This is a genomic window from Mycobacterium sp. BK086, assembly GCA_004362315.1.
Lineage (GTDB): Bacteria > Actinomycetota > Actinomycetes > Mycobacteriales > Mycobacteriaceae > Mycobacterium.
The window spans coordinates 231,339-252,351 of record SNWL01000008.1 but is presented as its reverse complement, the minus strand read 5'-3'; the positions used below and the strand labels follow the sequence as shown (position 1 = coordinate 252,351).

Genomic DNA, 21,013 nt, shown 5'->3' with positions numbered 1-21,013 from the left:
CGACTAGAGCCGAGCCGCGAGACCGCCTTCAGGGCTGCGAAATTGTCGAATTCACGACCCTGGTGGCGTTCTCGCGCAGTGGTAACTGCTGAATTGACCAGCACCTACTTTCGCGTACCCTCGAGCTAACAGCTAACACGCCAGGGGGTGTTCGGTGCAGGTCGATGTCGATGAGATGCGGTCGGGTGCAAACCGCTCATACAACGCGGCCTCGTTCGCGATGGAGGGCGCTGACCAGCTGTCACGGGTCCACCCGACCTCGGGCATATTCGGCGATTTTCCGGCTGCGGAGTCGTTTCACGGCGCGCTGACCGCCGCGCACAGCAACCACGTCGACCGGCTGCGCAAGCACGAGAACCGTCTCGGGGTGCTGGGCGACAAGGGGCACAAGACCGCGTCGGTGTTCGTCGACATGGAGGAGCGCAACGCCGAGGCCCTGCGTTCGGTGCTGTGACCGAATACCCGAGCCTGATCCACATCAGCGTCGGCGCCCTCATCGGCGAGGCCGGTGGCGATCCGTGGCAGGTCGACGCCACGCTGCAGAGTGGTGATCCCGGGCAGATCGCCGAGCTGGGCCGGGCGTTCTACAACGCCGGCGCCTGCACGGCCGAGACCTACACGGAATTCACGCAGGCGCAGGCGCGGTTCCAGGCGTCCTGGAATCGCGAAAATGGCGAGCATCCGATCAACGACAGCGCCGAGGTGCAGCGCGCCACCACCGGATTGCTGGTCCAGCGCGACCAGCTGCCGGCGATCGGCGCCGACCTCTCGACCATTGCCGCGAACCTTGCTGAGGCACAACGTTTTTCCGATATGCAGGTGGACAACCTCAACACCCAGCTGCACTACATCGACGCCCTGATCGACCAGGCACTGAAGAACAAACAGGACACTTCGGCCTTGGAGGACAACGCGATCGCCGCGACCTCCGGGGTGCTGCAGCAGGTGGTGGCCCTGCGCGACGACTACGGCGCCAAGCTGGAAGCGTCGTTGACCGACCTGCGCGTCGAGCATGGGTACGACCCCGCGGGGATCGAGGACGTCGACGGCGACGGTGAACTCGGCCCGGAAGAACGCGGACGGGAGTCCACCGAGTACTACGACGCGAACCAGCGCGCCAAGGACGAGGCGCTGGTCAACAGCGGCGGGCCCATGACGCCGGAAAAGGCCGCGGCCGCAGCGCGTTTGCGCGATTTCGCCACCGCCACGAATCCAGGCGCCGACCCCGACGCGCGAAAGCTGGCCGGTGAACGTCTCGACGATTTCCGGATGGCCAACTTCGTCGGGCCACTACCCAGGGACCCCATCCTCGGCGAGGATGCCCGCACGCGGGCGCAGCGCCGACTCGACATGCAACAACAGTTGGAACACGGCGGGTTGTACAACCTGCCGCCGATGACACCCGATCAGGCAACCCAGCAGCTCGACAACGGCGAGCAGTTCGGCCGGGTCGTCGCGGTCAAGCAGGCGATGTTCGCACTGACCAGCCAGGGCATGTCCGAGGACGGCGCCAAGGCGGTGCTCAACGACATGGTGAACAAAGGTAGTGATCTGGCCGGCTACACCGGACCGGCGGCCAACGGTGTCGAAGCCTACGGCGAGCGGGTGCCCGGCGGACGACACGCGAAACTGGAAGATCTGCTGTCACCTGCCGATGCCGAGAAGTGGGCCCATATCGCAGGCAAGGTCGGAAAGGTCGGCGACGTCATCCAACTGGTCGACGCCCTCAACGATCGGGCCAACGGCGGCAGCAACGAAGACTTCGGTAGCGCGGTGGGCGGGGTGGCAGGTGGATCGGCGGCCGCCTGGGGCGCGGCGGCCATCGCCGGCTCGTTCACCGGGCCGTGGACCACCGCGGCGATCGTGGTCGCGGCCAGTGTGGTCGGTGGGCTTGGCGGCGAGCAGATCGGCGGTGGTATCGGGTCGATGTTCGACCCCGCATTCGGGTCCGCAGGCGGTGGCGGAGGTAGCTGGTGAGAGTGCAAGAGATCTTCGGGTTCTCCGCAATCGCCGCGCTCGCAGCCGCTGCGATCTTCAGCAGTTTCCCGCTGTGGAAGTCGGCGACCGTGTCGCCCGATGCGATTCAGCGCCGAGTGTGGTGGACGTGTTGCGCGATCGCCGCGGTATCGGTGTTGCTGTGGCAACTGCCCAACTGGGGGCAGGGCGTGTTCGCCGCGATCCTGCTCGCGGTCGCGCTGTTCTTCGTCGCCGGTCGGTGGACCACGTTCATCAAGATCAACGGGCGGGTGTTCAGCGCCTCTCCTCGCTCCGACCGACCACCGGCATTGGCTCCCGCCGACGACGAGTGATTCAGCCCAGCACGTGCCTGCCGGTGATCATCGGCAGATCCAGGAACGTCCGGATACCGGGCGCGGCAGCGCACACCGGCGAAATCGCATGCACCGCATGCATTGCCGTGCCCAGGCAACCCTGATCGGTCTCGTCCTCGCCGTGGGTGGCGATCTTGGATTCCAGCACCATCGACGGCTCCCCCTCGACGGTCACCTTCCACCCCCGCCCGGTCGGCCACTCCGGCGCCTGCTCGTCGCCGAGGCGGGTGATGTGCTCCACGGTCATCGCGGGTCGCCCGTTGACCACGGCCGTGTAGCCGAAGCGTTGCGCGGCAACGGTACCCGCCTCCACCCGGCCCGCCTTGACGTCGAAAGCCTCAGCGGCCAGCGCGATTTCGCGATGGTAGACGAAGTCGTCGACCGTCGCGCCCAGCCCGTCGGCCAGCAACATCAACGGGGCTCGGAACGTCACCCCGGCCAGCGCGGCGTCGGCCATCGGCACCGGTTCGTCGGGCCGTTTCCCGAATCCCATGATGTCGAACAGCATCAGCGCGCTGTCATAGGTCGTGTAGTCCATCAGTTCCTGCACCAGCAGCGAGTCGATGCGCGCGAACAATCCGGACATCGTCAGTGGCAATACCTCGGCGGCCCAGCCGGGCTCGATGCCGGTGCCGTGAAACGACGTCCCACCCTCGGCGCAGGCCTGGCTGAGCCGGTCCACCACCTCCTGGCCCATCGCGAGCGGATAGATCAAGGCCGTCACCGCGGTCGAGACCACGTTCTTGCCCGACGCCAGCAGCCGGCAGATGTCGTCGACCGCCCCGGTCGGATTCATCTCCCCCTGCGGCATGTACAGCACGCAGTCGGCGTCGAGCGCGACGATCTCGTCTGGATCCTTGGTGGCCTGCACGCCGATCGGACCGATCCCGCTCAGCTCGCCGACGTCGCGGCCCGCCTTGGCATCGCTGTAGACCAGGGCTCCGACCAACTCGAGGTCGGGATGGCGATGGACGGCCGCGACGGAATGCTTACCGACCGAACCGGTGGCCCACTGGATGACTCGCAGCACGGGGTGATCGTACTGTAAGCCATTCGGTAATACCTTCAATTTGTGCCCGTTGAATTGGCCGGTGTCCAAGACCGTTAATTGGACGTATGACCACATTCGAAACCGTGCTCTACATGACCGATGGCCCCGTCGCGACCGTCACGCTCAACCGCCCCGAACACCTCAACACGATCGTGCCGCCCATGCCCGACGAGGTGGAGGCCGCGATCGGGCTGGCCGAACACGATCCCTCGATCAAGGTGATCGTGCTGCGCGGCGCCGGTCGCGCCTTCTGCGGCGGCTACGACTTCGGCGGCGGATTCCAGCACTGGGGCGAGTCGATGATGACCGATGGCCGCTGGGACCCCGGTAAGGATTTCGCCATGGTCAGTGGGCGCGCGACCGGCCCGACCCAGAAATTCATGGCAATCTGGCGGGCCACCAAGCCGGTGATCGCACAGGTCCACGGCTGGTGTGTGGGCGGCGCCAGCGACTATGCGCTGCTTGCCGATCTGGTGATCGCCAGCGAGGACGCGATGATCGGCACGCCGTACAGCCGGATGTGGGGCGCCTACCTGTCCGGAATGTGGCTCTACCGACTCAGTTTCAGCAAGGCCAAGTGGCATTCGCTGACCGGGCGCCCGCTCACCGGGCGGGAGGCCGCCGACATCGAGCTGATCAACGAGGCGGTGCCTTTCGAGCGACTGGAGGCGCGGGTGGCCGAGATCGCCGCTGATCTGGCACGAATCCCGTTGTCACAGTTGCAGGCTCAGAAGATGATCGTCAACCAGGCCTACGAGAACATGGGCCTGGCCAGTACGCAGACTCTGGGCGGCATTCTCGACGGACTGATGCGCAACACCCCCGAAGCTCTCGACTTCATCAATACTGCAGGCGCACAGGGCGTCCGCGCGGCCGTCGAGCTGCGCGACGGGCCGTGGGGTGACTACAGCCAGGCCCCGCCCGAGCGGCGGCCCGACCCGTCGCACATCATCGAGCCCTAGCCGCGAGCAGCGCCTGCGCGTCGGTCAGCGACCGAAGGGTGTCGTTGAGATGGGTACAGGTCGAGATCCCGGTGAACTCGGTGCGGATGTGGTCGCGCACGTCGGCCACCGCCATCCCGGCGATCCGCTGCGCACTGGCCAGAGCACCAGGGCACTCCTGCCACGGAAGCACCCTGGCCTCTGCCGTCAGATGCGAAATGGATTGCGTGGCAGCGTCGATCTCGCCGGTAACGGTGTACTCATGCACGACGGTCTCGATGCCGTCAGCGTCGGCGTGGGAATCCCGGAAGTGTGCGTCAAACGCCGCCGTCGCGCCGTTCGGAGATACGTCCAGCCTGCGCATCCGGCGCATACCGTGCGGCCGGAGGGGCTCCCCGGGCGGCATGCCGTCGCCGCCAAGCGGCGGCGCGAGCGGCCCACGCACGCACGGCATCAACATATTGCGCCGGCTGAAGTCGACGGCCGACGCGTCGGGGGCGAAGCCCGAACAGACACCTGCCAGGTGATCGGACATGGCATCCGACATCGGCCACTCGACGCCGCCGGTGAGATCGGCGTGATGCGCGCCGTAACCCGTCACCAGCGATGCGCCGACCCAGTCGTCGAGCAGGAGGTACAGCGCGGGCGAACGCATGGTGTCGCTTCCCAGCAGATCCCTGACGATCGCGCGGAAACCCCCGCCCACCCGGGCACCCAGCAATCGGCCCAATCGTGGATCACCGCCACTGATTTCATCGATCACGTGATCGGTCAGCCGTGCCAGGACGACGACGTCGTCGAGCACTTCGAGGATGCCGGACGAGCCTGCCCGTGTGTCACGGGCACGCAGCTGCGCATCGGCGCGGTGCGAGTCCTGCGGATGAGTGTCGATCGTGGTAGCCCTGCGCAGCATTCCGGGACGCAGCGGTGGCCACTCGGTGACGGGATGCTGGGGGCCGACGATATCGGTGACGAAGGGCATGGCTAGCTCGACTTCGCCAGGCTCACCAGCAGTGACACGATCACGCCGATGATCACCAGGCCACCGCCGACGATCAGGGTGATGTTCAGCCACTGATGCATGCTGTTCTGCGCCGTGCCGACCAGTACGTCGGCGATCCGCCTGATGTCACCCGACGAATTGTCGAGCACCGCGTTCAGCCGTCTTCGGCCGAATTCGATTGCGGCCCAACCGGCCGCACCGACCAACAGGGCCGACACCCCCAAGCCCACCAGCATCTTGCCGCGGCTTCGGGCGACGAACAGGGTGAGCAACGCGAGTACTCCGGTGAGCACTGCCAACCCGACACTGACCCACGGCCCGTAGGTGCCCACGAGTCGCAACGCGCCGGGCCGCAGCACCGATGGAGCGTTGTCGGTCAGCGGAATCGGCACCGTCGTCGGCACCGTGATGTTGTAGTCGGACAGCGTTTCCTTGAACGCCGCGTCGGAGAGCATCGGCGCGATGTCGATCACCCAGCGGCCCTGTGAGTCCACGCTGGAGCGAATCGTGTCGGTGAACAACCATCGGTGCGCGAAGCGGTTCGCCTGGGCGAACTGACCGGGGAACGAGGAGTTCGAGGTGTAGGCCGCCGCGACCAGACTCACGGTCTGAGTGTTCACGCTGGTACCCAGGCGGGCCACCTGCGTCGTCAACTGCGAGGACATCGCCGACTGCAACCCGGGATCGGTGGCCGCCTTCTGCGCCAACGCCGCATAGCCGTCTTCGTCGACCAGGTGTTGTTGCGCCCACGCCGTGGGCAGGGCGAGGGCCAGCAAGAGCGTCGTGACGAGCCACAGCAGTAGCGTCGTCGCGAACCGCACGCGTCCTCCTCTGCGGGGACGCGCAGGTCTAGTCGGAGTGAGTTGCGCGGCCCACGATCAAGGGGTCGGGCTGGCCGACCACCTCATGGTCTTTGTTCTCGTAGTTGAACTTACTCAGCACGTGGCGCATCGCGTTGATCCGCGCGCGTTTCTTGTCGTTGCTTTTGATGACGGTCCACGGGGCGATCTCGGTGTCCGTCCAGGCGAACATGTCCTCTTTGGCCGAGGTGTAGGCGTCCCACTTGTCCAATGACGCCAGGTCCGTCGGCGAGAGTTTCCACTGCCGCACCGGGTCGACCTGACGGATGGTGAACCGGGTGCGCTGCTCGCTCGAGGACACCGAGAACCACAGCTTGGTCAGGCTGATGCCGTCGTTGACCAGCATCTGTTCGAACAGCGGTGCCTGCCGGATGAACTCCGCGTGCTGCTTGGGCGTGCAGTAGCCCATGACCCGCTCCACGCCGGCGCGGTTGTACCAGGACCGGTCGAACATGACGATCTCACCCGCGGCGGGCAGGTGGTTGACGTAGCGCTGGAAGTACCACTGGGTGGTTTCCTTCTCGGTGGGCTTCTCCAGTGCCACGACCCGCGCGCCCCTCGGGTTGAGGTGCTCCATGAAGCGCTTGATGGTGCCGCCCTTGCCCGCCGCGTCGCGCCCCTCGAACACGAAGACGTGCCGCAGCCCGTTGGCTTGGCTCCACTTCTGCAGCTTCAGCAGTTCGATCTGCAGGAGGCGCTTCTGCTCCTCGTACTCGGTGCGGGTCAGCCGCGCGTCGTACGGGTAGTTCTCCCGCCACGTGTCGACGGCCAGACCCGCGGCATCCAGCAGCACCGGGTCGTCATCGTCGTCGTCGAAGATCGAGTAACCATGGCTTTCGAGTGACACGGCCGGAAATTATCAGCGGCAGGCAAACCCGAGGTGACGTCGCGGTGAACGACGGCTCGTCAGTCGTGTGCTCTGGTGCGGGCGGACTGCAGTGTCGCGGCGGCCGCACACACCAGCGAACTCCCCAGCAGGAGGCCCCCGATGGCGTCGGTGAAGTAGTGGTAGGTCACCGCCTGGCCGAGCATCCCCAGCACTCCCCAAAAAGTCGCGGCCACAACGATGTACAGCCGCGCACCGGCGACCAGGATCAGCATTCCCAACGCGACGACCATCAGCGTGGTATGCCCGCTGGGGTACGCCACCGCACCACCCTTCTCGCGGCCGAACCAGTCCTTGAGAATCCGCGAAAGCCACACGGCTGCACCAGGAGTCACGACGACGAGGACGGCGAGCAGCCACCGCTGCCGGTAGCCGGCAAGCATCAGCGCACCGATCAGAATCACCGCGACCGTGCGCTGGTCGGTGAAGAACAGCAGCCACCCCAGCACGCTGCCGTGGGCGCGCTGGAACCAGTCGTCGATCGGTGTCGACCCGGCACCCACCGCCCAGCCCAGCAGCGCCATCGCGGCGATGCCGATGGGCGGCCACCACCGGACCGCGTGGGTGGTCAGCGGGCGATGCCCCGTACGTAGGCCGCCTGGCCCAGATGCTGAGCGCAGTCGTCGATGATGCTGACTAACCGGATGCTCGCTGTCACAGGCGGATTCCAGTTTGTGTCGACCACGCGGGCGAGCTCCTCGGCGGTGACGCTGGCGATGTATTCCAGAGTCGCCTTGTGCACCGCGTGGTAGTAGCCGGCAAGCAGGTCGGCGGGAACGCGGACCTTACCCACGTCCTCAGGCGTGTGTCCGTAGCCATGGGCGTCCCGGGGCAGATCCAGGTCGAAGCGGTCCACCCAGCCGCCGGTGAACCACACCTGATCGGTTCCCGCGATGTCGGCGAGCTGGGCGTCCTGAACGCGGGCGCTGTGCCAGATCAACCAGGCGATGCTGTTCGCCGTCGCGGTCGGCCGGAAGAACGAGACCTCGTCGGTCAGATCGTCGGTGAGGTCGTTGACATGCTCGATGATGCGGGTGAAGGAGTCCCGTAAGAGTTCGCGTGCGGCATCCATCGTCATGCCCGCCAACGTACGCCCAGGCAACTCCTACCCGGCGCCCGACCGCCGGGTTACCCGATGGGATCCAGCCTTGGTATCGCTGGATTTGACGCTGGTCGACGGAGCCTTGCGGGCGTCCTTCACCGTCGTGCGGCCGCGTGCGCTCACACCGGTATCGGCGCGCCTGGCACCCGTGGTGCTCACCGCGTCGGCGGCGGCTTTCTTGTCGACACCCTTCGGCGCCGCCGCCTTCTTGAACGGCGTCGGTGTCACCGGTACCGGCAGCAGCGCATCCAACAACTTCTCCATGTTGTCCGCCTGCGCGCTGAAGAACTGGCTGGCCATGCCGTAATAGACATTCGCCGGGTCGTCCCCGATCGGGACCGGCAGATAGCGGAACGGACGGACGAGGTCCTCGAGCACCCACCCGAGAACACCGGCATTGAGGTCGAGCACACTACGCACCACATTGCTGAACAGGCCGGGAATCTCAGCGGGGTCGCGGATCGCCGACTCCAGCGTCGCCTCGAGCGTGGCCGGCAGGTAGCCGAGCCACGTGATCACGTCGGCGAGAGCCTCGACCGGCGCGACGAGCGCTTGCCGAACGGCCCACAACGCGCGGCCAGGTGCCTTGATGAAGGCGAGATCTTCGAACACGTCTCCGCCCGGCGTGGGGTCGGGGAACGCGGTGAACAGGCTGTCGACCAGGCCGGAGAGCGTGTTCAGCGTCCCCGTGGTCCAGGTTCCCAGCGGGTTCGGCAGCGTGGCAGCGATCTCCGACAACCCGGTTTTCACGCCGTAGGCAAGGCCACCGCTGGCCGAGTCCGGGTTCAGGTAGATCTGGGTGAGGTAGCTCAGCACGCTGGGGATCAACGCTGGATCCTTGACGGCTGTCGTCAGCGCGTACACGGCGTTGAACGGCAGCGAGAGCAACCCGTAGATCGGAGAGCCGAGCACCCAGGTGACGCCGGAGACGGCGTCTCCCAGGTTCTGCAGCACATCGGTCACCACCGACACCGGTTGTACGGCAGCGAAGCTGACAACCGGCGCAGGCCGCTCCGCGACCTGAACCAACGGCGGCGACGCGGCGACCACGCCCGCCGCCAACAGAGCCGACGCGAGCCTCGTGTGCGGATAAACGGTTGCCGTCATGACAATCCCCCGATTGTTGTTTGACAGCTAACTAACAGGCCACCCACAGACTAGCGCGGCCGGTTGCATCGTCGTCAATAAATTCGGGGAGGTCGCCCCCACGACAGCTAGGCGCCGTGGAAGACGGCCTCGACATTGTTGCCGTCGGGATCGCGCACGAAGGCGCCGAAGTAGCCGGGGTGGTATTCGGGCCACAGCCGCGGCGCATGCAGCGACTCGGCCCCGAGTTCGAGTGCGGCGTCGTAGAAGGCCTTGACCGCGTCCACGTCGGCCGCCGCGAACGCGATGTGCACTTCGCGGTTGGGGCCGGACGCCTCGCCCGCCGAGGCGTCGGCGATCCAGAAGTCCGGCTTGCCGTCACGGCCGTAGCCGATCGCGACATCGAAGTCCATCTGACGCGTGTAGCCGAGCACACCGAGCACGCCGTCGTAGAACTCCTTCGACTTGGCCCAGTCGCTGCAGTTGATTCCGAAGTGATCGATCACAGCTGCCATCCTGACAGGCGTCGTAACCTGAGCTCATGAGTTACGACTTGGTCATCCGCAACGGCACGATCGTCGACGGCCTGGGCGGTGAGCCCTACCCCGGTGACGTGGCCGTGTCCGACGGCGTCATCGCCGCGGTCGGCACCGTCGACGGCACAGGTGACCGGGAGATCGACGCCACCGGGCTGCTCGTCACGCCGGGCTTCGTCGACCTCCACACCCACTACGACGGGCAGGCGATCTGGTCGGACCGAATGACGCCGTCGTCGGCGCATGGCGTGACGACCGCGGTGATGGGCAACTGCGGCGTCGGGTTTGCGCCGTGCCGCCCAGAAGATCACGACGTCCTCGTCGATGTCATGGCCGGTGTCGAGGACATCCCCGGCGTCGTGATGGTCGACGGACTGCCGTGGAGCTGGGAGACGTTCCCCGAGTTCCTCGACGCATTGGATTCGCGGCAGCGGGACATCGATGTCGCCGCATTCCTGCCGCACTCCCCCCTTCGGGTTTATGTCATGGGGCAGCGCGGCGTCGACCGCGAACTCCCCACCACCGAGGATCTGGCCTTGATGCGCAAGCTGGCCGAGGAGGCGATTCGGGCGGGCGCGCTGGGCTTCGCGTCTTCCCGGCTGACCCTGCACAAAACCTCTGGCGGACAACCGATTCCGAGTTACGAAGCGCAGTACGAGGAGATCGAGGCGATCGCCAGGGGTGTCGACGACGCCGGCGGCGGCCTGCTGCAGTTCGTGCCGGATCTGATGGCAGGCGACTACGAAGGCGCGCTGAGCGCGGTGTTCGACGTCGCCGCGGACGTGGGTCTGCCGGTGACGTTCACACTCGCGATCGGCAACGCGGGCCCGCCGATCCACCTCGACGCACTGCGCATGGTCGAGAAGGCCAACGCCAACGGCGGTGATGTCACCGGACAGATCTTCCCGCGCCCGATCGGACTGGTGCTCGGCCTCGACCTGTCCGGCAACCCGTTCGTCATGTACCCGGCGTACCGAGAGATCGCCGAGCTGCCGCTGGCCGAGCGTGTCGCCGAGATGCGCAAACCCGAAGTGCGCGAACGCATCCTGAACGACAGCCCGGCCAGCGACGGGCATCCGCTGATGTTCGCCGCTCAGGCGTGGGACTACATGTACCCGCTCGGCGATCCGCCGAATTACGAACCCTCGCCGGAGGATTCGATCGGGGCACGGGCCCGCGCCCGCGGCGTCAGCCCGCTCGAGGAGGCCTACGACCGGCTGCTCGACGACGACGGTCACGCCATGCTGCTGGTCACTCTGGCCAACTTCCGCGACAACTCACTGGACACGGTCGCCGAACTGATCCAGCGCGACGACGTCGTCCTCGGCCTGGGCGACGGCGGCGCTCACTACGGAATGATCTGCGACGCAAGCTTTCCCACCTACATGCTGACGCACTGGGTGCGCGACCGGGAGTCCGGCCGGCTCTCGGTGCAACGGGTGATCCAGGAGCTGACGTCGACACCCGCCCGCATCGCCGGACTGGCCGACCGCGGCAGGCTCGCGGTGGGCTACAAGGCCGACGTCAACGTGATCGACGGTGACGCGCTGCGGCTGCATCAGCCGACCGTCAAGTCGGATCTGCCCGCCGGCGGGCGGCGTCTGGACCAAACCGCGGACGGTTACGTGGCGACGATCGTCGCCGGTGAGGTGATCTCCGAGAATGGCGTGCCCACATCGGCACGGCCAGGCAAGCTGATTCGCGGTCGTCAACCGGCGCCCGCGCTGTGAGTCGCGTTGCGCCGCTGGCCGAGCCGTGGAGCCCCGAGGATGCCACCGACATCGGCAGCTGGGGTCACCCCGATCGGACGTATGAGCCACTGCTGCTGGTGCGCTGCCTACAACGTCACCCCGACATGGCCCGCAAGCTGCGCAAGATGGGTGAGTCGCTGTACGTCGACACCCGGCTGCCACCGCGCGCCCGGACCATTGCGATCCTGCGCATCTGCGGGTTGGTGCGGTGCGCCTATGAGTGGGGTGGGCAGGCCGCGTTCTGGGGACCGATCGCGGGCGTGTCCGGTGACGAGGCCGACGCGCTGGCCGTCGGCGACGCCACCGATCCGCGGTGGAGTCCCGAGGAGCGCACGCTCATCGTGGCGGTCGACGAGCTGGAGCGCACCGGGTCGTGGTCGAAGCAGACCTGGGCCGCGCTCGGCGAGAATTTCGACGACGAGCAGCGGATGGAGCTGCTGATCGCGGTCGGCTGGTACCGCACGGTGTGCACCCTGTGCAACGGGCTGGACCTGCCGGTCGAGGGCTGGATGCGTGCGTGGCCGGGTTCAGCGTCGTAGCGCCGGATGCTGTTTGACCAGTAACGGCAGGAGTAGCCGTTTCGGCAACACCTGGAAGATCCGCGTCGAAACCTGGCTCGCCAGACCGGGAATCACGCTGCCGCCGTCCTGGTCGAGCACGTCGATACCGGCCTTGGCGACAGCGCGCGAGGGCTCCCACATGAACTTCGGGAACGCATCGGCGAACGTCCGCTCGTCCATGCCGGCAGCCTGAAGGAATTCGGTGCGCACCGGACCCGGGTTGAGCGTGGCGATGGTGACACCGGTGCCTGCCAACTCCGCGCGCACCCCGTCGGTATAGGACCGGACGAAGGCCTTGGTCGCCGCATACCCGGCTTGGCCGGGGAACGGCTGGAAGCCGGCCGTCGAGCCGACATTGAGGATCGCACCACGACCGCGCGGCACCATCTGCTGCACGGCGCGGGTCGTCAGGTCGATAACGGCTTCGACGTTGACGCGGACCTGCGCGATCTCGTCGTCGACCGACGCGTCCTTGACCGCACCCATGGTGCCGATGCCTGCGTTGTTGACCAGGATGTCGACGGTCAGGCCGCGCCGTTGTATCTCGTCGAACAGACCGGCGCGAGCAGCCGGGTCGGCGACGTCGCACGCGATGACCTCGACGCGTACCTGGTCGGCGAGTTCGGCGGCGAGCTCTTTGAGCTTGTCCTCGCGGCGGGCGACCAGGGTGACGCCGTAACCGCGTGATGCGAGTTCGCGGGCGAGGTCGGCGCCGATTCCGGAGGATGCCCCGGTGACGACGGCGGTGGACGTGGGTGATGGCGTAGGCAGCGGCATTTGGTTGGCAACCCTAGGGCACGGTGTGGCATTCCCAACGCTCAGGTGGATGAGCCGCAGTATCGTCAGCCCATGAGCATCAAGGTCGATCTCGATCAGCTCGCCGGTACCCTGGGCGACTACCCGATCGGCTACCTCATCACCGTGGGCGACGACCACCGTGCCCACACCGTTGCAGTGAATGCGCAACTCACGAACGGCGTCCTCGACGTCGGCGCGGTCGGCAACAGCACACGCCGCAATATCTGCGGCCATCCCGACGCCACGCTGCTGTGGCCGCCGGCCCAACCTGGCGGCTATAGCCTGATCGTCGACGGTCGAGGAGAGCTCACCGACGATTCCTTGCACGTGATCCCGCAGCGCGCCGTATTGCACCGGCCGGCGCAGCCCAACGTTCCGACTGCCTCAGGCTGCGGCGACGATTGCGTGCCGCTCAGCTAGGCATCCGACTGTGCGCCCTATGCTCGCGAATTCGCGAAAATCTCTGCAGGAGCAGCACACTCGGCTCTAGATCGGGCAACCTGCTGCCCGGAGCTTGGCCGTGATGCGCTCGACGACGACCTTCGGTCGTGACAGCATGTCCGCGCTGACGCGGACGACGACCCAGCCAGCAGCTTCCAACAGGGCAACCCGCTCGAGGTCCCAGGCCCGCTGCCGGCGATCAGTCCAGTGCTGAATACCGTCGTACTCGACGGCGACCCGCCATTCGCGCCATCCCATGTCGACACGAACATGCAAGTCGCGGAATGCGATCTGGGTTTCAGGCGTCGGTAGCCCAGCGCCCACGATCAGCAGTCGAAGCCTGGTCTCCTGTGGAGATTCCGCGCCACCGTCGACCAGTTCGAGGGTTCGGCGCAGCCGAGATACTCCGCGCGCACCCGGGTACCGGTCCGCCATTGCGTGCACCGAGGAGGGTCTGAGGCCGGTGGCGTTCGCCAAAGCGTCCAGAACTGGAATCGCTCGATCCGGCGGCAAGTGCCGGCCGATGTCGAACGCGGTACGGATCGCGGTCGTGACGGTCATGCTTCCGGCCAGACATGTCTCATCGGGCGCCAGGCGCCAGGAGTGGACGACGATGCCAGCCGGCGCATGCCGAGTGTCCCGGATGATTTCCGCGGGCGCCGACGCATCGAGCCACTTCGTGCCGAACGCCGCCGCAGCCGACAAGCCGCATAACGTCGCACCGGTCGACAGCCAGGCTGCCCGCGCCCGCAGCAGCGCCGTCAGCTCGACGTCGCGAGGAAGGTAAACGTCGCGGTAGATCGCTCTGTGATGACGGGCAAGCGCATTTCGAGTGATGTCACCGCGGCGCACCGCGGCACTTCCGATGAAGGGTTGCACGCCCACACCATGGTCGTGGTCGCCGCGACTGTGCTTGCGGTGCAGCGGTTTTGGCCGATATCTGTGCATGAGGCGCACAGTGGGGATAACGAAAAGCCCCGGCGTGCGGAGCACGCCGGGGCTTCTTCGAATCTTGGACTTAGAAGTCCATACCGCCCATGCCACCGGTCGGGTCGCCCGCAGGTGCGGCGGCCTTCTCCGGCTTGTCGGCAACGACGGCCTCGGTGGTGAGGAACAGAGCCGCAATGGACGCCGCGTTCTGCAGCGCCGAGCGGGTGACCTTCACCGGGTCGGCGACGCCGGCCTTGAGCAGGTCCTCGTACACACCGGTCGCGGCGTTCAGGCCGGTTCCCTGTGCAGAGTTGGTGACCTTCTCGGCGACAACGCCGGGCTCCAGGCCCGCATTGAAGGCGATCTGCTTCAGCGGAGCCGACAGCGCAACCTTCACGATGTTGGCGCCGGTGGCCTCGTCACCCGAGAGCGAGAGCTCGTCGAGAGCCGGAGCCGACTGCAGCAGAGCCACGCCGCCACCGGCGACGATGCCCTCTTCGACAGCGGCCTTGGCGTTGCGCACGGCATCTTCGATGCGGTGCTTGCGCTCCTTGAGTTCCACCTCGGTGGCAGCGCCGGCCTTGATCACCGCAACACCGCCGGCCAGCTTGGCCAGGCGCTCCTGCAGCTTCTCGCGGTCGTAGTCGGAGTCGCTGTTCTCGATCTCGGCACGGATCTGGGCCACCCGGCCGGCGATGGCGTCGGAATCACCGGCACCCTCGACGATGGTGGTCTCGTCCTTGGTGACGACGATCTTGCGAGCCTGGCCCAGCAGGGAGACGTCAGCGGTCTCGAGCGAGAGGCCGACCTCCTCGCTGACAACCTGGCCACCGGTCAGGATCGCGATGTCCTGCAGCATGGCCTTGCGGCGGTCACCGAAGCCCGGAGCCTTGACGGCCACAGACTTGAAGGTGCCACGGATCTTGTTGACCACCAGGGTCGACAGGGCTTCGCCCTCGACGTCCTCGGCGATGATCAGCAGCGGCTTGCCCGACTGAATGACCTTCTCCAGCAAGGGAAGCAGGTCCTTGACGGTCGAAACCTTCGACGACACCAGCAGGATGTAGGGATCCTCGAGGACCGCTTCCTGACGCTCGGCGTCGGTCACGAAGTAACCCGAGATGTAGCCCTTGTCGAAGCGCATACCCTCGGTGAGCTCCAGCTGCAGCCCGAAGGTGTTGGACTCCTCGACGGTGATGACACCCTCGTTGCCGACCTTGTCCATGGCCTCGGCGATCAGGTCACCGATGGTCTGGTCGCCCGCGGAGATTCCGGCGGTGGCAGCGATCTGGTCCTTGGTCTCGACCTCCTTGGCGCTCTTGAGGAGCGTCTCGGTGATCTTCTCGACGGCCTTCTCGATACCGCGCTTCAGGCCGAGCGGGTTGGCGCCGGCAGCGACGTTGCGCAGACCTTCGCGAACCAGGGCCTGAGCCAGAACGGTGGCGGTGGTGGTGCCGTCGCCAGCGACGTCGTCCGTCTTCTTGGCAACTTCCTTGACCAGCTCAGCGCCGATCTTCTCGTAGGGATCCTCCAGCTCGATCTCCTTGGCGATGGACACACCATCGTTGGTGATCGTGGGGGCGCCCCACTTCTTCTCCAGGACGACGTTGCGACCCTTGGGGCCCAGCGTCACCTTTACCGCGTCGGCGAGGCTGTTCAGGCCCCGCTCGAGGCCGCGACGGGCCTCTTCGTCGTAAGCAATGATCTTGGACATTGCGAAGTGAATCCTCCGGTTGGGGGTTACACGTTCTTGGCCGGACGCAGTGCCCGCGACGGACGATCGCAGCTGTGTTCGGCTTCGATCTCACCGTCCCGACCTAGCACTCACCGGTCGGGAGTGCCAAAGACCTTTTTAGCACTCGGCCTGGGCGAGTGCAAGAAGTGGATCAGCCGTTCACCCGGCGCGTAAACCGGCCACGATGACGTTCGTGATCCGGTCGGCGACGTCGTCGCCGTATTCTTGGCCGCTCTTGCAGACGACCAGCAGTGCCTTGAGTTCGGCCAGCCCGATATCGGCCCGCGCGGCTCCGGCCTTCTGGGCCGCCACCAGCATCTCGCCGAGCACCGCGAGGAATTCCGCCTCGGCTCCCGGCGCCGCGGAGTCGAGGTCGATCCCGTAGCTCGCGAGCGCCTCGACCATCCCGTGGTCGGCGGCACCTGATCGCACCATCTCGCGTAGGAATTCGAACAGTGCGGTGGACGGGTCGGCGGCCAGCAGCTCTCGTCCCCGCTCGACGACCAAGCGCACCCGGTCGCCGATGACGGCCTCGAACAGCGCTTCCTTGGTCGGGAAATGGCGGTAGACGGTGCCCGCGCCGACGCCGGCCCGCCGGGCGATCTCGTCGATCGGCACCGCCAGGCCCTGCTCGGCGAAGACGTCGTAGGCAACCTGCAGCACCCGGGCGCGGTTGCGCGCGGCATCGGCTCGTAGCGGCCGGCAGTTCAGGCCCACCTCACACCTCTCACGCGTTGACAAAGCGGGGCGCACGTTCCGTATAGTCGAAGAAACCGGGGCGCGCGCTCCGTTTATCGAGTTTAGACGAGGAGGCCCTGATGGCCGCGTGGACTGCCAACGACATTCCGAATCAGACCGGCCGCACCGCCGTGATCACCGGCGCCAACACCGGGCTCGGCTACGAGACCGCCCGCGCGCTGGTGTCGAAGGGCGCCCGTGTGGTGCTCGCGGTCCGCAACCTCGACAAGGGCAAGGCCGCGGCCGATCTGATCGCCCGCCGCTACCCGGGTGCCGACGTCGCCGTCCAGGAACTCGACCTCACCTCGCTGGAGTCCGTCCGCGCGGCCGCCGACGAGTTGAAGGCCGGCCACGACCGCATCGACCTCCTCATCAACAACGCGGGCGTGATGATGACGCCGAAGCAGACCACCCAGGACGGGTTCGAGCTGCAGTTCGGCACCAATCACCTCGGCCACTTCGCGCTCACCGGGCTGCTGCTGGACCGCTTGCTCGCGACACCGGGCTCGCGGGTCGTCACGGTCAGCAGCAACGGCCACCGCTTCGGCAGCATCAACTTCGACGATCTACAGTCCGAGCGCAGCTACAGCCGTGCCGGCGCCTACGGCCAGGCCAAGCTGGCCAACCTGCTGTTCACCTATGAACTGCAGAAGCGGCTGGCCGGCACCGACACAATCGCCACCGCCGCCCACCCGGGCAGCTCGGCCACCGAGCTGGGCCGCAACCTGCCCAAGGCGATCGAATGGGGCTTCGGCCTGACCGTTCAGGACGCGGAGATGGGCGCGCTACCGACGCTGCGCGCCGCCACCGACCCGGGCGTGCGGGGCGGGCAGTACTACGGGCCCGGCGGGATTCTGCAGATGCGGGGCTACCCGAAGCTGGTGACGTCCAACAAGAAGTCCTACGACGTCAAGACTCAGCAGCGGTTGTGGCAGGTGTCCGAAGATCTGACGGGCGTGGTGTACCCGGTCGGCTGACGGGCTCGGTCAACGGGCCGACGCGATGTGCCCTTCAAAGCCGGCGGACGTCGCCATCGCCCGATAGCGGTCCGCGAGTTCTCGGTATGCCTGTTCGTCGCCACGGACGCGCGCCAACTGGGCGCGCAGCCGCAGCAGCGGCAGCTCGTAGAACACAAAGCCCGGATCCGCGTGGCTCGCGGCCAACCGGTCGACCACATTCCGGGCGTCCTGCATGTCTTGCGCGGTTCCGCGGCTCAACAGCGCATCCGCCAGTACGGCAACCGCGGGTCCGCGGAAGATGGCTTCGCCACTAGCGAAGCAATGCGCGACCGTCGGCGCCGCGATCTCGATGGCCGCATCCAGGTCGCCACTGCGCGCTTCACACTCGGCGAGTTGGACGTCGGCCATCGTGACCGTGAGCAGATCCGCATGACCCGCCGCTTGCCGGCGACCGGTCCTGAGCAGTTCGAGCCCGCCTGCGGAGTCGCCGTCGCGCGAACGAATCAGCATGATGCCGTGGCTGACTCGCGACCAGGCCAGTGACACGTCGTCGCCGGATCGTTCCGCGGCGTCCAGAGCGAAAGCGGAATGCTCCAAAGTCGTCGCGTCCGGCACCAGGGTGCCGTTCAGGAGAGCAACGCCATAGCCGTAGGTGACGACCGAGGCCTGGGTCATGCCGCCCACCTCGCGTGCCATCGTCAGCGCATCGCGCAGATCGTCCCGCCAGTTCGGGTCGCCGAGGCTGCTCCGAGCCAGCCCGCGCAGCGTCGTCACCCACGCCAATGGCGATTCGAAGAAGAAGTTGCCGAGCGTGGGGTTGCCGTCCGCAGCGTCGATTGCTTGTTGGAACAGCGGCATCACCCCGGCGATAGCGCCTGCCTGGAATACACCGAAGGTCGCGCAGTTCGAGAGCAACAGCAGTGCAGGATCACCCGTCGACTCGAGCAAGCGAATGTATTCCGGTGTGAGCGACTGCAATTCGGCGAGTCGATGGTTGAGGCCCATCGCAACCAGCAGTCCTGAGGTGCCCATGACCAATGACATCTGATCGCCGGCCGCCAAACAGAGTTCCCGCAGTTCGTCGTAGCCGGTGTCGGCAACACTCGCTTCGCCACCGGCACGCCACGCGAAGCCGCACAGCAGCGTGCGCGGGGCGATCCGCATCGGGAGGCGGCCCGGCTCGTCGGCGGGCAGTTGGTCGGCGACATCACGGGCCTTCTGCCAACTCGTCTTGGCGGCGCGGATGTCACGGGTCATGAGCCAGCCCGCCGCGCGCATGTGCCAGTCGAACGCGGCGCGCACGTCCCCAGCAGCTTCGAGGTGGCCGGCGATCAGCGCGGCGTTCTCGTCGTCCGCCGCAGGATCGTCCTGCTGGATCGCCTCGGCCACGCGTTGATGCAACACCGCACGGTCAGCTTTGAGTTGGGATTCGTAGGCGACCGCGCGAATCAACGGGTGCCGGAACGCATGCTCACCATGCGGCGACCCGGGAACGAGGTCGACCAGATCGGCATCGACCAGCTCGGCAAGCGCCGACCGCCCGTCCACCCGGGAGAGCAGATCGGGTACGAACCGGGAACCGATCACCGCTGCCGTGTGCAGTGTGCGTTTTGCCGCGCGGCCGAGGCGGTCGATGCGGGCCGCAATGGTGGCTTGGACGGTGGCGGGCACCGTCACATGCGCCGAGTCGAGGTGGCAGATGTAGGAGCCGGCGCTCCCGCTGAGCACGTCACGTTCGACGAGATCGCGCACGATCTCCTCGGTGAAGAACGGGTTACCGCCGGAGCGCTCGGCGACCTGCGACATGAGCCCGGCGACCGATCTGTGCTCACCGAGCAGCGCCGCTGTCAGCGCTGCGGTGTCCGACGAGTCGAGCGGGACGATGCTGATGGTCCGCGAGCCGGCCGTGCGCGCCAGCGCTCCGTGATACTCGGGCCGATAAGTGAACAGCGCCAGTGAATGCGTCCGAGGAAGCACCGAGACGAATTCCTCGAGCATCGATTCGCTGGCCTCATCGAGCCAATGGACATCGTCGATGACATACAGAGTCGGCGTGCGGCGTGCCAGCGCGGCAGACCTGATCAAGCGGGTCAGCCTCCGACGTCGGGCATCAGCATCGATCACGACCGGCTCGACGTCAGCCTCACGAATACCCAGCAGGTCGTCCAGCAGAACCAGATCCTCGGCATCGGCATCGGGCAGGCGCGTGCGCACTCGTTCGCGCGCGGCGCCCCCAGGTAGACCATCGGTGTCGAAGACCGCGCGTAAAAGCCCCGCCGCGGCATGAAACGCGATATCGCGCGTGTGAGATTGGCAGAAGGTCGAGAACACCGCGACACCACGCGTGTTGGCCCGTGCCACGGTCTCGCGAACCAGCCGGCTCTTGCCGATTCCGGGCGCGCCGACGATCCCCACGACGCCACCGGTTCCCGCGATCGCCCGGTCGAGGATCTCGGTCAGCGTGGCGACCTCCTGCCCACGCCCGACCAACGCGGTCTCCTGCCGGCCGGTGTCGCCGCGTTGCGCACTGACTCCGCGCAGCCGGCGCACGAGAACCGGACTGTCACGACCTTTGATGCGGACCTTTTCTTCGCCGTCCAAGATGGCGCCGTGCTCGACCAGCCGCGCTGTCGACTGGCTCAACATCACCCCGCCGGGTGGGGCAACCGACTCCATGCGCTGCGCCATCCCAACCTGCTCGCCGACCGCAGTACGGCCGAATGGGCTCGCTCCGAGCTGGCCGACAATCACTTCGCCGGAGTTCAGCCCGATCCGCAGTTGTAGCTCGACACCGTCGCGTCGGCGAACCTCCTCGGCAAGGACCTTCGATTCCTCCTGAACCTCCAGCGCGGCCAAGCAGGCGCGAAACGCGTGATCCTCTAGCGCGACTGGGACGCCGAACAGGGCCATCAAGCCGTCGCCGGTGAATTGGTCGGCAGTGCCCCCGTAGCGCTGCACGACCCGTGCGGCGCGATCGACCAGTGCGGTCATGATTTCGCGAAGCCGCTCGGCCCCCACCGCCGCGGCGATGTCCATCGAGTGCACGACATCGGCGAACAGCACCGTCACCTGTTTGTACTCGGCGGGAGCGGCGCTGGCCGGCACGGCCGCGCCGCATTCGTCGCAGAACTTCGCGGACTCGCGCAGCGTTGTACCGCACGCCACGCAAGCTGCCGCCGTCATGTCAGCACCGCCAACCCGGGGACCCCCGGGCACCCGACCCGCCAAGCATAGGCGGTCGAGCACTGGCGACGGGTCAATTGACGCACCCGACGGGCCGGGTGAATATCGACGCGACGCCGAGAA

General features: G+C 66.8%; 21 protein-coding genes. 8 read left to right on the top strand and 13 right to left on the bottom strand.

Annotated elements, in window-relative coordinates; translation table 11 throughout:
* The first annotated feature begins 154 nt into the window (after positions 1 to 154).
* From EV580_RS27605 to EV580_RS27595, 3 genes are read left to right on the top strand one after another with little or no spacing between them, the layout of a single operon-like run.
* Positions 155 to 454, top strand: a complete 300-nt coding sequence (locus EV580_RS27605) for a DUF2563 family protein (protein ID WP_133695453.1) — start codon at positions 155 to 157, stop codon at positions 452 to 454.
* Positions 451 to 1,977: a putative alpha/beta hydrolase gene (locus EV580_RS27600; protein WP_133695451.1), complete on the top strand. Its 1,527-nt coding sequence runs from the start codon at positions 451 to 453 to the stop codon at positions 1,975 to 1,977. Before EV580_RS27605 ends, EV580_RS27600 begins: the two co-directional genes overlap by 4 nt.
* The gene (locus tag EV580_RS27595; RefSeq protein WP_133695449.1) at positions 1,974 to 2,309 is read left to right on the top strand and encodes a hypothetical protein; all 336 of its coding nucleotides are present in this window, start codon (positions 1,974 to 1,976) and stop codon (positions 2,307 to 2,309) included. Before EV580_RS27600 ends, EV580_RS27595 begins: the two co-directional genes overlap by 4 nt.
* 1 nt (position 2,310) lies before the next feature.
* On the opposite strand, the gene EV580_RS27590 is transcribed toward EV580_RS27595, so the two are convergent.
* Positions 2,311 to 3,360: an NAD(P)H-dependent amine dehydrogenase family protein gene (locus EV580_RS27590; protein WP_133695448.1), complete on the bottom strand. Its 1,050-nt coding sequence runs from the start codon at positions 3,358 to 3,360 to the stop codon at positions 2,311 to 2,313.
* Between the two features lie 86 nt (positions 3,361 to 3,446).
* Here EV580_RS27590 and EV580_RS27585 point away from each other — a divergent pair, with 86 nt between their 5' ends.
* Positions 3,447 to 4,343, top strand: coding sequence for a crotonase/enoyl-CoA hydratase family protein (locus tag EV580_RS27585; RefSeq protein WP_133695446.1), 897 nt, complete (start codon positions 3,447 to 3,449; stop codon positions 4,341 to 4,343).
* Here EV580_RS27585 and EV580_RS27580 read toward each other — a convergent pair.
* From EV580_RS27580 to EV580_RS27550, 7 genes are all read right to left on the bottom strand, one after another.
* Entirely contained in the window at positions 4,330 to 5,304 is a 975-nt protein-coding gene (locus EV580_RS27580) for a DUF2889 domain-containing protein (protein ID WP_133695444.1), read from the bottom strand. The genes EV580_RS27585 and EV580_RS27580 overlap by 14 nt on opposite strands.
* Before the next feature lie 2 nt (positions 5,305 to 5,306).
* Complete coding sequence (locus EV580_RS27575) at positions 5,307 to 6,146, bottom strand: hypothetical protein (RefSeq protein ID WP_133695443.1); 840 nt, start codon at positions 6,144 to 6,146, stop codon at positions 5,307 to 5,309.
* Positions 6,147 to 6,174: 28 nt separating this feature from the next.
* Positions 6,175 to 7,032 carry a polyphosphate kinase 2 gene (gene ppk2 / locus EV580_RS27570; RefSeq protein ID WP_133695441.1) on the bottom strand — a complete coding sequence of 286 codons (858 nt, stop codon included), beginning with the start codon at positions 7,030 to 7,032 and terminating at the stop codon, positions 6,175 to 6,177.
* Positions 7,033 to 7,091: 59 nt separating this feature from the next.
* The gene (locus tag EV580_RS27565) at positions 7,092 to 7,595 is read right to left on the bottom strand and encodes a phosphatase PAP2 family protein (RefSeq protein WP_133695439.1); all 504 of its coding nucleotides are present in this window, start codon (positions 7,593 to 7,595) and stop codon (positions 7,092 to 7,094) included.
* Positions 7,596 to 7,639: 44 nt separating this feature from the next.
* Positions 7,640 to 8,149, bottom strand: a complete 510-nt coding sequence (locus EV580_RS27560; RefSeq protein WP_133695437.1) for a mycothiol transferase — start codon at positions 8,147 to 8,149, stop codon at positions 7,640 to 7,642.
* A 27-nt stretch (positions 8,150 to 8,176) separates the two neighbouring features.
* The gene (locus EV580_RS27555) at positions 8,177 to 9,280 is read right to left on the bottom strand and encodes a hypothetical protein (protein WP_133695435.1); all 1,104 of its coding nucleotides are present in this window, start codon (positions 9,278 to 9,280) and stop codon (positions 8,177 to 8,179) included.
* Positions 9,281 to 9,387: 107 nt separating this feature from the next.
* On the bottom strand, positions 9,388 to 9,765 hold the full coding sequence (locus tag EV580_RS27550) for a VOC family protein (RefSeq protein WP_133695433.1): 378 nt from the start codon (positions 9,763 to 9,765) through the stop codon (positions 9,388 to 9,390).
* A gap of 35 nt (positions 9,766 to 9,800) precedes the next feature.
* Between EV580_RS27550 and EV580_RS27545 the strand changes: the two genes are divergently transcribed.
* Together EV580_RS27545 and EV580_RS27540 are read left to right on the top strand one after the other, a co-directional pair.
* Positions 9,801 to 11,525, top strand: coding sequence for an N-acyl-D-amino-acid deacylase family protein (locus tag EV580_RS27545; RefSeq protein ID WP_133695431.1), 1,725 nt, complete (start codon positions 9,801 to 9,803; stop codon positions 11,523 to 11,525).
* Positions 11,522 to 12,085: a carboxymuconolactone decarboxylase family protein gene (locus EV580_RS27540; RefSeq protein ID WP_133695430.1), complete on the top strand. Its 564-nt coding sequence runs from the start codon at positions 11,522 to 11,524 to the stop codon at positions 12,083 to 12,085. The genes EV580_RS27545 and EV580_RS27540 overlap by 4 nt, the downstream gene beginning before the upstream one ends.
* On the opposite strand, the gene EV580_RS27535 is transcribed toward EV580_RS27540, so the two are convergent.
* Positions 12,074 to 12,883, bottom strand: a complete 810-nt coding sequence (locus tag EV580_RS27535) for an SDR family NAD(P)-dependent oxidoreductase (RefSeq protein ID WP_133695428.1) — start codon at positions 12,881 to 12,883, stop codon at positions 12,074 to 12,076. The two genes, EV580_RS27540 and EV580_RS27535, sit on opposite strands and share 12 nt — an antisense overlap.
* 72 nt (positions 12,884 to 12,955) lie before the next feature.
* On the opposite strand from EV580_RS27535, the gene EV580_RS27530 reads away from it, so the two are divergent.
* Entirely contained in the window at positions 12,956 to 13,324 is a 369-nt protein-coding gene (locus EV580_RS27530) for a pyridoxamine 5'-phosphate oxidase family protein (RefSeq protein ID WP_133695426.1), read from the top strand.
* Between the two features lie 66 nt (positions 13,325 to 13,390).
* Here the strand turns inward: EV580_RS27530 and EV580_RS27525 are convergent, their stop codons facing one another.
* From EV580_RS27525 to EV580_RS27515, 3 genes are all read right to left on the bottom strand, one after another.
* On the bottom strand, positions 13,391 to 14,224 hold the full coding sequence (locus EV580_RS27525) for an endonuclease domain-containing protein (RefSeq protein ID WP_166654936.1): 834 nt from the start codon (positions 14,222 to 14,224) through the stop codon (positions 13,391 to 13,393).
* A 139-nt stretch (positions 14,225 to 14,363) separates the two neighbouring features.
* Positions 14,364 to 15,989 (bottom strand): chaperonin GroEL, encoded by a 1,626-nt coding sequence (gene groL, locus EV580_RS27520; RefSeq protein WP_133695423.1) that lies wholly within the window; start codon positions 15,987 to 15,989, stop codon positions 14,364 to 14,366.
* A gap of 180 nt (positions 15,990 to 16,169) precedes the next feature.
* Complete coding sequence (locus EV580_RS27515; RefSeq protein WP_133695421.1) at positions 16,170 to 16,727, bottom strand: TetR/AcrR family transcriptional regulator; 558 nt, start codon at positions 16,725 to 16,727, stop codon at positions 16,170 to 16,172.
* A 101-nt stretch (positions 16,728 to 16,828) separates the two neighbouring features.
* Between EV580_RS27515 and EV580_RS27510 the strand changes: the two genes are divergently transcribed.
* Positions 16,829 to 17,725: an SDR family NAD(P)-dependent oxidoreductase gene (locus EV580_RS27510; protein WP_133695419.1), complete on the top strand. Its 897-nt coding sequence runs from the start codon at positions 16,829 to 16,831 to the stop codon at positions 17,723 to 17,725.
* A 9-nt stretch (positions 17,726 to 17,734) separates the two neighbouring features.
* Here the strand turns inward: EV580_RS27510 and EV580_RS27505 are convergent, their stop codons facing one another.
* Positions 17,735 to 20,890, bottom strand: coding sequence for an AAA family ATPase (locus tag EV580_RS27505; RefSeq protein ID WP_133695418.1), 3,156 nt, complete (start codon positions 20,888 to 20,890; stop codon positions 17,735 to 17,737).
* Between the last annotated feature and the right edge of the window lie 123 nt (positions 20,891 to 21,013).